This is a genomic window from Streptococcus sp. CF8_St5-17 (assembly GCF_024295665.1).
In the GTDB taxonomy this organism is placed as follows: Bacteria; Bacillota; Bacilli; order Lactobacillales; family Streptococcaceae; genus Streptococcus.
In genome coordinates this window covers 212,427-226,482 of sequence record NZ_JANCOU010000002.1, presented here as the reverse complement: position 1 = coordinate 226,482, position 14,056 = coordinate 212,427, and the positions used below count along the sequence as shown (strand labels likewise).

Annotated in this window: 9 protein-coding genes and 1 pseudogene; 1 reads left to right on the top strand and 9 read right to left on the bottom strand. The window is 36.7% G+C overall.

Annotation, left to right across the window (positions count from 1 at the left end; translation table 11 throughout):
- The coding region (locus NMM19_RS03430) for an LPXTG cell wall anchor domain-containing protein (RefSeq protein ID WP_254730016.1) at nt 1-174 on the top strand (174 nt) is incomplete at its 5' end.
- A gap of 156 nt (nt 175-330) precedes the next feature.
- On the opposite strand, the gene NMM19_RS03425 is transcribed toward NMM19_RS03430, so the two are convergent.
- The 9 genes and pseudogenes from NMM19_RS03425 to NMM19_RS03385 all read right to left on the bottom strand — a co-directional run bounded on the left by NMM19_RS03425 (nt 331) and on the right by NMM19_RS03385 (nt 13,996).
- The gene (locus NMM19_RS03425) at nt 331-2,238 is read right to left on the bottom strand and encodes a glucosaminidase domain-containing protein (RefSeq protein ID WP_254730009.1); all 1,908 of its coding nucleotides are present in this window, start codon (nt 2,236-2,238) and stop codon (nt 331-333) included.
- Between the two features lie 215 nt (nt 2,239-2,453).
- Nucleotides 2,454-2,879, bottom strand: a complete 426-nt coding sequence (locus NMM19_RS03420; RefSeq protein ID WP_254730007.1) for a hypothetical protein — start codon at nt 2,877-2,879, stop codon at nt 2,454-2,456.
- Nucleotides 2,854-2,991 carry a phosphodiester glycosidase family protein gene (locus NMM19_RS08385; protein WP_254730014.1) on the bottom strand — a complete coding sequence of 46 codons (138 nt, stop codon included), beginning with the start codon at nt 2,989-2,991 and terminating at the stop codon, nt 2,854-2,856. Before NMM19_RS08385 ends, NMM19_RS03420 begins: the two co-directional genes overlap by 26 nt.
- Nucleotides 2,977-3,564 (bottom strand): annotated as a pseudogene (locus tag NMM19_RS03410) (glycosyltransferase family 2 protein); the annotation flags it as partial. The gene NMM19_RS08385 and the pseudogene NMM19_RS03410, both read right to left, overlap by 15 nt.
- Before the next feature lie 266 nt (nt 3,565-3,830).
- Entirely contained in the window at nt 3,831-5,573 is a 1,743-nt protein-coding gene (locus NMM19_RS03405) for an LPXTG cell wall anchor domain-containing protein (protein ID WP_254730005.1), read from the bottom strand.
- Nucleotides 5,574-5,697: 124 nt separating this feature from the next.
- Complete coding sequence (locus tag NMM19_RS03400; protein WP_254730003.1) at nt 5,698-6,195, bottom strand: YkgJ family cysteine cluster protein; 498 nt, start codon at nt 6,193-6,195, stop codon at nt 5,698-5,700.
- 90 nt (nt 6,196-6,285) lie between these two features.
- Nucleotides 6,286-9,936: a helicase-exonuclease AddAB subunit AddA gene (addA, locus tag NMM19_RS03395; protein WP_254730001.1), complete on the bottom strand. Its 3,651-nt coding sequence runs from the start codon at nt 9,934-9,936 to the stop codon at nt 6,286-6,288.
- Nucleotides 9,933-13,184, bottom strand: coding sequence for an ATP-dependent nuclease subunit B (gene rexB, locus NMM19_RS03390; RefSeq protein ID WP_254729999.1), 3,252 nt, complete (start codon nt 13,182-13,184; stop codon nt 9,933-9,935). Before rexB ends, addA begins: the two co-directional genes overlap by 4 nt.
- 140 nt (nt 13,185-13,324) lie before the next feature.
- Nucleotides 13,325-13,996: a CPBP family intramembrane glutamic endopeptidase gene (locus tag NMM19_RS03385; RefSeq protein WP_254729997.1), complete on the bottom strand. Its 672-nt coding sequence runs from the start codon at nt 13,994-13,996 to the stop codon at nt 13,325-13,327.
- Nucleotides 13,997-14,056: the final 60 nt, after the last annotated feature.

Below are 14,056 nucleotides of genomic sequence, written 5' to 3'. Positions count from 1 at the left end.
ACTACAACTGTAGAACCTAAGGCTACTTCAAGTACAACAACTACAACTGAAGATAAACCAGGGCTTCCAGAAACTGGTGAAAGAAAAGGAACATTTGTAACAATTCTTGGTACTATCATCCTTGTTTCATCAATTCTAGTTGTTAGAAACTCACTTAAATCTAAAAATAACTAATTTTAATGAACATAATTAAAGAGGTCTAATTTTAGAGTATTTAAGTTCATAAACAAAAAAAGGGTTTACTAAAAGGTAAACCTTTTTTGTTACATGATCATTAAAGACAAACAAAAATCGATAACCATTTTATAGTCATCGATTATAAAGATTTTTTTAGTCTTTTTCACCTAGTTTACTGTTGATGGTCATCATGATACTTGCAATCTTTTCACCCCAATATGGATCGGAAGCGTAAAGAACGTTCATACCAGATGATTTGTTACCAAGATAGGTTCTACCTTCATCAATATAATTTTCTCGAATCCATTTAGCTGCACCCAAGATTCCCTTATCAACATTGTCAAAACTCTTTGCAGAATCATATGGAGTTGTATCATAGGCGGCAATACCAAAGAAGTTATTCTTATCTTTAGCAATTTGACTACGTCCCCATGCACTTTCCAGAGCACTGTGGGCCATGAGATAGAGTGCATTGACCTGATAACGTTTCTCCGCTTCTTTGAAGACCTCTCCTTTACCTGCAAGGCGGCTGCCCTGAATATTCATAAGAGAATAAACCTTATTCAATTCTTCTGCTGTATAATTTGTTGGCTTTCTTAGATCTCTATAGAGGAATGGGTTCTCAACTTTAAAGTTATCAAAGTTAACGCCATCTGATGAATAGTATTTTGTACCAATAGCCATAGATGAACTATGAGGTGCTACACGAATACTTGTATAAGGTGATAACTCGTGATAAAGATAACGACCATCGCTTGTGTAATGAGGGATAAACTCGTCACTAGAATTTACAGCTATAAGGTCACTCTTATTCATAAAGCCTGAAAGTCCAGAAATTTGGACTGGGAGTCTGTCACCTTGAGACTCTGTGTCAGAAACAGCAACTATAGTACCTTGAGAAATATAGCTAAGTCTAGCTCCAGAAGCACTATAAACATAGGCTGTTATTGGTTTTACTTTATAATAACTAGATGAATTAGAGATCCACTTCCCGTTATTTTCAAAGCTATAATTTTTACCATTGATTTTGAGTGTTCCAGTAGCATATAGTCCATCATCTTTTAGATAATACCAAGCATTGTAACTCTTATCAAAGATCCACTCATTCTTGGCCATATAACCATATGATTTGAGATAGTAGGACCCTTGCCATTGGTTTTCAGCATAAGAACCATCTGATTTTAGGTAGAACCAACTATTGTATTTTTTATCAAAGAACCATTCGTTTTGAGCCATGGCGCCACTATCTTTTAGGTAGTATTTATCTTTCCATTGACTACTCAACATGACCCCGTCTTTATCAAATAAGTACCAAGAGCTATTAATCTTTTCCCATTTATTACGAACGACTTTTCCTGAATCAGTAGCATAGTACCACTTTTCATCCATTTTTACCCAGTTCTTTTCAGCCATAGCACCGCTAGTCTGAAGAAGATAGTCATTATAAATGGTTTTGCTTAACATGATACCAGTTTCATCAAAACGATACCATGAACCGTTAATTTTTTCCCATTTGTTGCGGATAATCTTTCCTGATTCTGTGGCATAAAACCACTTCTCATCTATTTTTACCCAAGAAGTTTCAACCATAGCTCCGCTTTTATTAAAGAGATAGTCATCATAAACTGTATTGCTAAGCATGATACCGTCTTGGTTAAAATAATACCAATGGCCAGCTATTTTTTTCCAATTCGTAACAGCCTTTTTATTTTCATAATAACGCCATTGACCATTCTCTTTTTGCCAACCTTCTTTGTTGACCTCTTCAGTAATTTCTTCTGTTGAAGAGTTATCCTTGGTAAGGGCTGTTTCTTGTTTCTGTTCAGATTGAGAAGAATCCTTTTCTGCCTTGATTTGTGTTTCGTTTTGATTCTGCTTATCGTTCTGCTCTTGACCTTGAGCTTGCTTTTTCTCTTTAGCTTCCTTACTCGTTCCATTTGCTACAGTTTTGTCAGAACTTTCTATTTTATTTGTAGCTTGGTTTTCTTCAGCCAACACTGTTGTTTTTGAAATACCTGCCATGGAAAGAATAACAGTACTTGCTAGTAATATCTTTTTCATTTTTAACCTTTCAATTTTATATTCCCTAAATTTTTTACTTCTTACTTATCGTTTTAAAGACAACATTTATCCACTTTATTATACAATATAATTTTAATTATAAAAGTAAGGTCTTTAAGAAGAAAGAAAGTTGTAATATTGTTAAAACATTTTAGAAATGAAAGTCAACAAAAAGTAGTCGAACAGGATATGAACGACTACTTTTTATCATTTATCTAAACTTCAGCTGTTCTGAAATTCTTCTTCAGTCGAATAGGATTTATAAATATTGATAAAAGAGCTAGAACGACAAACCCGATACCTACATACCAGTATGGTGCATCAAGTGTGGTTGAACGACCAGAAAGATTGACAATTCCGCGGAAAAGTGTACCCGCTGTAATAATCGCTACTGCCGAATTCCATAGATTAAAACTAATACGAGAAAATTGTGGAAGAGCTTTGAGCAAGATTGCTAGTAGAAATCCTCCAATAAGAGGTACTACAAATAAATAGTGCATATGAACTGATGTCTCTCCAAAACTAAATGCTTCATAAATTCTAGAAAAAGCAAAGAAGAAAATAGTGATTAGTGTATAAGAACTGACTGTTTTTTTAAACCGTTTTTTGCCAAAATTAGTAACCGATGTAGACAATATCACTCACCGCCCTTTCTGAAATTTTGTTTCCTCCAGTCGTTGGCTTGTTAATAACCTGACCGTTGAAGTAAAGCGTAGATGATCCACCACCATCAAGGTTATAGACCGTTTCGATTGGTACTTCTAAGATTTCATATTCTTTGCTTGCTTCCAGAAGCATGTTCATTTCGTATTCATAACGTTGCCCTTCGATCTTTAGCATAAAAGGAATGAGATTTGTTGTAAAAGCGCGAAGGCCTGTTTGTGTATCTGTTACTCCTACTCCTGTTTGTAATTTAAAGAGTACTTTTGTCAAGCTATTCCCAAAACGACTACGGAGTGGAACCTTACCTGTAAAGGCACGCACACCCAAGATTAGCTTGTTAGGATTTTCAGAAGCTTTGTTAGCCGCACGGAATATATCCCAAATTTTGTGTTGACCATCTGCGTCTGCTGTGACTACTGTTCCATAAATGTTTTGGTCTTGGATATAAGAAAAGGCTGTTTTAAGCGCCTGCCCTTTACCTTGATTCACTTCGTGACGGAGTACCGTAGCATATTGCTCGGCTTTATCAAAGATTTTTTGGCACTTTGATGAACTTCCATCGTCAATGACAAGGATATGAAAATTACTCTTTTCATGAATTTTTTCGATAAGTTTGATAAGTTTATTATCAGGTTGATAAGCTGGAATTACTATATAGTTCATACCGGCACTCCTTTCTTAGTGATAGTATAACTATACAGAACATCGCTTAAAGATACCTTATATCAGTTTTCTTTAAGATAAAGTTTAAAAAAACTTTAAGCTTAAAAAATGGATTTATTGGCTAATAAGAATTATGATTTGAATTTTCAGATAAAAATAAATATACAAAAACTACAATCTGTTTGGTACAGACTCTAACTATAGAAATATAGGGGACTACACTAAAAAGCCATCCAATTTGGATGACTTTTTTTAAAACTATTTACTTAGTTCTCAGATTTTTTACTTTTTTTGAAAAGTGAAATACCAAAGATTCCAGCTAAAATAGCAAGAAGATTCATAGCTAATGGCGAATCAGTAGTACCTGTATTTGGTAACTGAGCTTTTTCATGAGCTACTTTTTGCTCAGAAGATTGAACTTTATCTTGTTGAATAGGTTTCGGTGTTTCTTCTGATTTGCTTCCTGGATCTGGTTCTTTCTCATACTCATAGATAACATGAGTTGTTCCTTCTTTTAACTGACCTGTTTCAGGTGCAGATGTTGAAGAAACACCAACTAGATTGTATTTTTTACCATCTACAGTGATAGAAGACGGACGCTCATCTGCATTTTCAGCAGCATTATAGGTCACAAGATTTCCATCAGATCCATAAATAGAAGTTAATGGTGTGTCTTTATATGTTTCCTTGATAGATTGATTTGTTCCCTTGATAACATAATCCACCACTACATCTCCATAGTGAAGCGTAGAAACATCCTGGTCAGCCATATCTTCAAATTCTGAAGCATAGTATTTAACAGCACGATTGGATTTCAAACTAAACATTTTAACATAATTAAAGAAGGTCTCAGGATTAATATTAACATCATGAGGAATAGTTTTCCAGTCACCGTTATTTGGTGTGATATGAGTAGCTGGGTTTGCAACTGACCTAACTAGATGGTCATTCTGAACATAAGTATCATCTACTAAACTTGGATTACCTAGAGCACCATAAGTCGTTTCCCCATTGTTGTCTTGATAATATACTCGATTTCCATTATATTCTTCTAGACTTTGGCAACCTTCTTCATATGAACCAGCCCCACCACCATCTTGAGAACATTTCCAAGCAAATCTCGCGTCGATTGGTAAGTACTTGATCTTCTTAGCTTCCTCCAAGGGTACGGTCACAGAAACTCGAAAAGCTGTTGATCTAAATGTATTTGAAACAACAGTATATAAATTAACTGCATCATCAGTAGAGGTTGGATCAGTGATATTACCGTCAACATCCTTCATATTAACAACGGAAGGTTTCTTACCAGCTGCTAGTTCCTCAGCAGTTGGAACATTCCCCCTTTTATCATCAACAGGTTCATTATACGAAATCTCTTTCATTGGAACATTAACATCTACAGGATTTCCATTGTCATCATATGTTCCGATCAAAGTGAAATTAGCTTTTGCACCTGAAATATTAGGAATACGGATACGAACACCGCGAACAGCTTGACCATGATCACTTGAGTGCAATTCTTTGAAGGCTACAGTGTAATTGTAGACTACACTTTTACCATCCTCAGTTAAATGTGCTGGAAGTCCTTCAACATTGACGTAACCACCTTCATCAATGATATTGCTACCAGTTGAATCTTCTTTCCCGCCAGTTGTAGCTTCGCTATTAGTTGAGATTTCCTCAGTTTTTGGTGAGGAAGCATTGGCACCCTCTTCGTCTGATTTCAGTGAGGTGTCACTAGTAGGGTCTGGTGCAACCATAGTTTTTGGTGAGGAAGCATTGGCACCCTCTTCGTCTGATTTTAGTGATGTGTCACTAGTAGGGTCTGGTGCAACCTTATTGTCTGCTGAAGAAGTGTTCTCAGCATCAGTTGAATTAGTAATACCTGGTGTCACTGAAACATTTGCTGGTTCGCTATTAGTTTCTTCAGCTTGAACTACTGACTGTGATACCAGATTTAAAGCAAAAACAGACATTGTAATAATGCCAAATTTAGTGAGTTTTTTCATTCACTTTTTCTCCTTATATGAATGGAATCATGCATAAGCAAAATCCTATTCATTGATAATATTTTTTATACATTATACCATGTAAGCGCTTAGTTTTTCAAACAATAACCTAATAAAGACTCCTTCATTCGGTTTTATCTCTTAATTTTTCAACGAAGAGATAGGCTGCGGGACAAGTTAAAGTGTTTTTGATAGTCAGATTATTGATTTGATAAATCTTTTTACGGTCGGTATGTGGAAATTCTCTACAAGCCTTGGGACGAACATCATAGATGGAACAGAGATTGTCACCACCAAGAAATGGACATGGCATTGTCTTAAAGATCTTATCACCGTCTTCATCTACCTGTAGAAATTCATCTTCGAAGGCTGGTAATTTCATTTTAAAGTATTTGGCAATGCGTGTGATATCTGCTTCCTTAAAATCCGGTCCAAGGCTCTTGCAACAGTTAGCACAGGCTGTACAATCAATTTCCTCAAAAACCTCTTGGTGAATTTGAAGGGCAATCTTATCTAGATTTTTTGGAGCTTTCTTTTTCAGGTTTCCAAGAAATTTACGATGCTCTTTTTGCTTTTGTAATGCTAATTGGTGATAGTATTCGATATCGATTTCTTTTGGCATAGATTCTTTTACATCCTTTTCTGAAACTAGTATACCATAACTGAAAATAAATAAAAACTACTGTCAAGTATGACAATAGTTTTTACAAGATTAGTTCACCTCGACCACTTCAACCATATCTTTGCCAAGCAAAATCAGATATTTTTCAACCTTGTCTATTTGATAAGAACGGGATAAGGCTTCTGCATATAGAGATAATTGACCTCTATAACGTTCAATCAGTTGACTTGGATATTCATAATGATCTGTCTTGTAGTCAAAAAGAACAATTTTATCCTCATAAACTAGATAACCATCTAAAATTCCACGGACAACAAAGTCTTCCTGACTCTTAGCATCTCTTTTTAACATAGAGAAGGGTTGTTCTCGATAAAGTTTATCTTGATTTTTAAGAATCTCTTGACCAAGAGCTGTATCAAAGAAAGACAAGATTTTATTAAGATTAACTTTATCTTTAACAGCAGGGCTTGCTTGCACTTGCTCTAAAGCCACCGTTAAAGTTTCTAATTTAGGTTCCTTATCAAGATTGATTCGCTGCATGAGTTCATGGGTAGCACTACCAATTTCAGCTCTAGTGACTTTTTCTGTCTTGGAGAAGTCTGGGAGTTCAAACTGAATAGTATTTTCTTTTGGTTTACTTTGACCAGCTACTACTACACCTTCCATATCCATGACTGGTTCATAAAACTTCTTAATCTGGCTTGGGGTCTGAACACTTGGGAGATTGATTGCTGCACGATGGATTTCATTATACACTTCCACTTCTTTCAGCATTTCTAAAGCTTCCTTAATGGTATCAGACTGACGGTTACTTGTCTGAGAAAGATCTTGGAGCTGGCTTTTAGTTTCCAATTTACCGATAGCTTCTTCTGTCAGTTGTTCTTCACCCTCGAAACGAACACTAAAGTGTAAGTCCTCTTTAGAAAAAGCTTGATAGATTGCCCAAATCCAGTCCTGGAAATTTTGAGCATCTAACCTGGTTTGACGTGTTAGGAGACCTTGCCCATTTGTCAGGTATTCTTTAGACTCCAACTTTTCCCTTGATCCCTTTCCGACTAGATAGAGTTTTTTCTCAGCACGAGTCATGGCTACATAAAGTAAACGCATCAACTCAGAATAGCTTGCTAATTGCAGCTCTTCCTCATTTTGAGTATAAGTCAAGCTTGGGATAGATAACTTAATCGATGATGGAAGATATTCCTCTTTTGCATTTGTAGCTACTCTAGCCACATACTTAAGGCCAAGCCCGTTTTTTCGACTGAGGATAACCTCAGACTTACTATCCTCCTTGTTAAATTGCTGATCAATATTGAGAATAAAGACATAAGGGAACTCAAGTCCCTTACTCTTATGAATACTCATAAGCTCCACAGCATCCTTAGGTGGAGCTACAGTGACGCTGGCAAGGTCATGCTTGGCTTCCAAGACTTGATCAATCATAGTTATGAAACGTGATAAGCCTTTAAAATTACTCTTTTCAAACTGGTCAGCTCGTAGGGCTAGGGCATAAAGGTTGGCCTGTCTAGCCTGACCATTTGGCAAAGCACCAACATAATCATAATAGAAACGTTCACTATAGATTTTCCAAATAAGGTCATAAAGCGAATGAGTTTTTGAGAACAAACGCCAAGAATTAACAGTTTCCAAGAAAAGGTTAAGCTTTTTATGGAGTTCAGATTTTATTAAATCCTTTTGGATACTAGTTTTTGCTTGAGCATTGACTAGTTTTTCATAAAAGTTCTCTTGAACCTTATCCTCAGAATTTTGAAGAGCTAGACGAGCCAATTCATCCTCATCGAAGCTAAACATCGGAGATTTCATTAGAGCAACCAAAGCAAAGTCTTGAAGAGGGTTGTGGATGACACGAAGAGTATCCAACATCACCTGGACTTCTAGGGATTGCAAATAGTTTGCTTGAGTACCGTCTGTCTTAACAGGAATACCATATTCAGACAAGGCGAGCAGAACTTGATCATTACGACTTCGACTAGCAGTTAAGAGAGCCATGTCCTTGAAAGGAACCCCTTTATCATTATGAAGATGCAATATCTCCTTAATGACCATTCGCATTTCACCAGTCAGTTTGTTGGTCGAAAACTCTTCCTCTTCCTTAGAATCACCGTCAACATCCTTATCATACAAGAGGACTTCTGCCTTGTTTTCTGAATCTGGCTGTAAATCAGTATTTCCGAAAACAAGTTGATGCATGCCGTCATAAGATATCTCTCCAACTTCCTCATCCATGAGATGCTTAAAGACATCATTAGCAGCATCAAGAACTTCAGAACTACTACGGAAGTTTTCCTTGAGCAGTATTAACTGACCTTCTTTGCCATCCTTAGCAAAACTATGGAATTTTTCATTGAAGATTTGGGGATCTGCCTGTCTAAAACGATAAATAGACTGCTTGATATCTCCCACCATAAAACGGTTATAGCCGTTAGAGAGGAGTTCTAACATCCTCTCCTGGATATGGTTGGTATCTTGGTACTCATCGACCATGACTTCGTGGAAACGTTCCTGATACTCTTGACGAACCTGAGGGAAGTTTTCCAATATCTCAATGGTATAGTGGCTAATATCCGCAAATTCAAAGGCATTTTCTTCGCGTTTACGCTTTCGATAAGTAGTTACAAAATCACTCATGAAAACTTGAAAAGTCTTTGCTAAGTCCCAAGACTCTTGATGATAATCTTCTTGGAATTTTAGTAAAGTGATTTGGTCATTTAGTGCAATTAGCTTTTCAAACTTGTCTTTTCTCTCTTGGTTGTACGCTTCTTTCAGTTCTAGGAGTTCAGCCTTGCGACTAGCATTTGTGAGAGCACGGCCACCCTTATCCTTAGAAATATTCACAACTCGCTCTAGAACTTCTTGATAGTGATTAGAGCTTGATTCATGGTTTAAAGCACCGATTTCATCAAGAACTTGTTGAACAGCCTCTAAATACGCTGCATTACCGAATTTCTTTGCATCATTATCCAAATGGTAACGGAAAAAGCTTTCTAAATCCCAGAGTTTCTCCTTTATATTGTCTACAAGGTTTTCTTTAGCAACTGTAAAATCAGCCTTTTCAAAACCTTTTAGGAATGAATCCTGTAGCCAATCCTGAGGATTACTTGTAGATTGCAAAAAGTCATAAATCATATAGACCTGTTTACGCAATCCACGTGCATCCTTACTTTTACCCGCAAAGTTCTTGACCAGCTGACCAAACTGTTCTTGTTCCTTACTTTGGTAGTGACTTTCGAAAACTTGTCGAAAAACATCATTCTTTAAGAGGAGTTGCTCACTTTCATTCTCAAGAATGCGGAAGTTTGGGGCGAGGTCAATCAGATAACCATGTTTAGCCAGGAACTTCTGAGTAAAAGAGTCCATAGTTCCGATGGCAGCGTTTGGTAAATCAGCTAATTGTCTTCCAAGATGCTTTTTTAGCTTCAAATCTTGAGTCTCTTGGATTTGTTGGCTGATTTTCTTTTCCAAGCGTTCTTTTAACTCGGTTGCTGCCTTGACTGTAAAAGTTGAGATAAAGAGTTGGCGAATTTCTACACCACGCGCTAACTGATCAAGAATGCGTTCAGCCATGACATAGGTTTTTCCTGAGCCAGCTGATGCTGAAACCAGAATGTTTTTTCCAGAACTGTAGATAGCTTGAATTTGCTCAGCGGTTTTCTTTAGTTTCTTGTCAGAATGAGCTTCTGCTACTTGCAACTCTTTAATCTCTTCTTGGGATAAAAATTTCATCGCTCCAACTCCTCTCTTATTTTATTAAACCATGCTTCCTTGTCATTACTCTTAGCTACCTTATCTAACAATCTAGCCTGACCTAGATGGTAATTGGCTTCAAATCCTGTAATAGCTTGATATTGTTGAACATATGGCGCAATACTTCTGCCGTCTTCTGTATAGGGATTGATAGCAAATCTACCAGATAAAATCTTCTCTGCTGCTTTCTTATAAATAAGGGCATTATAGTCTAGTAATAATTGGAATTCCTCATCAGACAACTGATAGGTCTTGTTTTTATTATATAGTTCACCAAGATTCTTTATCTCTTTTTCAAGAAATAGTCCTTGGTATTTCATACTCTTATTCGCTTCTGCTAAAGCTTTTGAAAGAGTTTTATTGGCTTGTAAGGACTGAATCGGTTCAGCCATCTCTAAATACATAGCTCCAAAGAAATCTCTATTTCCTTCTTTTTTAAGAGCAGCCAGATAGGTTGGTAATTGCGAGTTGAGACCGTTATAAAAGAGAGGAAAGTTAAACTGAGTTGCAGAAGATTTGTAATCTACAACACCAATAGCTTCACTAGTCTTTAATCGATCGATACGGTCCACTTTCCCACGGACATAGACATTTCTGCCGTTATCTAACTGAACAAAGGCTTGTTCCTTACCACCAAAGACTGCCTCTTCCTGAATTGTTTCAATCTCAGCATTGTGACGCAGAATATGTCCTGTAGCTCGAGCTACATCCAAAAGAACTTCCTTGGTGAATTGAGCTTCTAAGCTTTCCTGATAAATAGCTTGAAACTCTCGTTCCTGACTAGTTTCAGAAATGGCTTGTTCTAAACGTCGGTCAAAGGATTCATTAGTCGGAAGTTTCATTGCTCGTTCAAAAATACGATGCAAGAAATTCCCGTGACTTCGTGCATCAGGACGGAGACGCAATTCTTCCTGCAAGCCTAAGACATAACGAAGGTAATAACTATATTCATTTCGATAAAACTCCGTTAATCCCGAAGTTGATAAATAAAAATCTTGGTTTTGAGGATACAAGGCATCCAAAGTATCTGCTGCTAAAGTCTTACTTCGTGGACTTGTAGGCAGGACTGGATTTTCTAAACCTTGGTCTTCCAACTTTCTCCCCATAACACGAGCTAAAACTTTAACAAAGGTTAAGTCTTGTTCACTTGTCTCCATCTCACCTTGCTGATGATAGGCAACAAGACTAGACAAAAGACTGTGATAAGAACCAATATCATCCTTTGATAGGTTTTTTCGATCAGCTCTCTTTTCAATCTTGCTAAAACCAAAATCCTGTAATTCTTTCAGATAAACCGACTCTTTACTCTCATTTTCATTGAGTAAACTTGGTTCCGATAAGACTAATTGCTTCTTGGCAGAATTTACCAAAGAAAGCATGGTATAGCGATTCTTCTTAAGATTTTCATGGCTAGCAATCAATAATTGAGAGCCATCTTGGGTTGCTTGGTTCAGTACATCCCTTTCTTCATCGCTCAATAAACTAGTGTTTTGAGCAATTTTAGGCAAGTGATCTTGACTCAAACCAAGTGCATAGATGTAATCAGCTGTCAAAGGCGCAATTAAATCATAACTCTGCACCAGAACAGTATCTACCGTTGCTGGGATCGTACGATAATTTGATAAGGACATTCCTGAATGAAGAAGAGCCAAGAAATCATCCAAAGTGACCTGAGAACTTTCAAATACAGTTGCAAATTGCTCCATTACGTGGCAAAATGCTTTCCAGACCTCCTCTTGTCTTTCTTGTTCCGCCACTTCCATTGTTGCAGATAAGATATGCAGTTGCTTAGTCACAAAGGAATCCTTCAAAAAATTCTTCCATTTTTCAAGGATATTCTCTGCCTTTTGTTTACGACTGGATAATAGAGTTTCTAGTGGGCTTAGAACACGAACACGAAGCTCATTTAATTTGACCAAATCAAATTTTTCACGATGATTTTTTGTAAATTCTTGTTTAAAGTTTGAAAGACCATCAATACCTAAATAGCGGATATATTGTTCAAAGCTATCGATTTCTTCTTGACTAAGGTCGGTATATAAGCCGGTTCGTAAGAGATTAATCAAATCTTCTTGACGGAAATAGTAACGTTTGAGGCGTCCGATGGATTCTACAAATTGAGTCAAAGGATGATGAGCCATAGACTCACTCTTACCTAGATAAAAAGGAATCTGGTATTGATTAAAAATTGTCTGCAGGGACAGTTTATATGACTCTACATCTCCTAGTAAAATACGAAAATTCTTATAACTCAGTTCTGGTTCTTGGTGCAATTTCTGGCGAATACTGCGAGCAACTAACTCCAACTCTTCTTTTTGGGTCAAACAGGACCAGATTTGTAAATCTTCTCTATCCTCATCAGTCACTTCTAAACTGATTTCTGAATAATCATAGGCACTTTCAAGTAATATTGAAGCTTTAGCAAAAGCATCAAGTTTCTCATGTTCTTGACAAGTATTTTCTGCCTTGGTCTGGTATTTAAAGGCTAAATGATGCAAAAACTCAACACTGGCTTGATAGAGATTCCCTTCAGTAAATGGACTTGTATAAGCTTTTTTAGTTGCATAAGCCCCGATAACAATTTCAACACCCTTACGATAAAGTAGATCAACTAGGTGTTCCTCTTCTGCAGAAAAACGAGTAAAACCATCAATGACTAGGGCAATCTTACTAAAATCACTGCTTACCTTGTTTTCTTCGATAGCATCAATCAGATAGGTTAATGGACTCCCCTGTGAAATTTGTCCTTGGTTGAGATATGCTGTTACCTTTTCAAGAATCAAGAGTAAATCAGAACGTTTATCAGCGTCAGCTAGACTTTCCAAGTCTAAAAAACTCATCTTTGCAGTTGTCATTTCATGATAAATCTCAATCAGTTGTTGGATGAATTGCGGATCTTGCTTAATAGCCCCGTAAACATGCAAATCCTTAGCGTCTATCTCAGACAGACATTTATAAAAAGCCATGCCCAGACCAATATCATCGAGACTTGACTTCGCGGGTATATCGTTTAAAACCAGATAACGAGCCATTTGAGCAAAGCGCGTGACTGTAATCGCAAAAGAAGCCTGCTGACTCAAGCACTCCAGTACGGCACGTTCCTTTTCAAAAGAAAGAGAGTTAGGGGCGATATAAAAGACTCGTTTACCTTGGTCAACAAGTCCTTGAGCCTCCTTGGTTAGGATTTCTGTCAAAGAAGTCCGAGTATCGGTATAAAGTAGTTTCATCTCTGCCTCATTTGCTTTTTTTCATTACCTTTTATTATACCATTTTTAAGCTGAAACAGTTTGGTGCAAAGGACAAATTTCAACCTATGAAAGATATAAAAACAGAATAAAAAATCGGAATAACTCCGACTTTTTATTATTTACCTACCAGAAAACAAGAGTACCCATAATTCCCAAAATGCAACAATGTTGATCATGATGTGAAGTAAAATGGGATAATAGAGAGAGTGAGTTTTTCGGTATAGGAATGCTACAATCGCTCCTCCGCTTGCATAGGTGAAAAAGGCAAGTGGTGTTATACCATCAGAAACATGCACATAGCCAAAGACACAGGCTGATAGTAAAACATCTCCATACCAAGGTGAATCTTTCAAAAATGTATTCATGAGAACTCCTCGATAAACCAATTCTTCTGTAATTGGTCCTAGCAGACAAGTAATAAGCAATAAATATAGTAACTCTTGTCTCCCTGTCATCTCAACTAATTCATTTAAAGCCATTTGATTGGATGTTGCTGGGGTTAAAAAGGAAAACACAATACCTGAAAGATGATTGACTCCATAAGCAAGAAGCAAATAAACTGGATATCTCCATTTCCACTTCAACTCAAGAATTTTCCTACCTTCGAATACTAGTAAATAAAGAATAGCTATAAAAGTAACGATGAGCTCTAAAAAAGCAAGAATTTGAAAAAATTCTCTACTAGCAGGCACAAGTCTACCTGCAAAATGATTAAAAATCCACCAAAACCATGTCTTCCTATAAATAATTACTAACAAGGCTAGTAAAATCTGTACTGTTCTTCTTTTCATGATAAATCCTCTGCTTTTTTATACTTTACTCCATAATATTAAATGCATAGCAAATTTAGT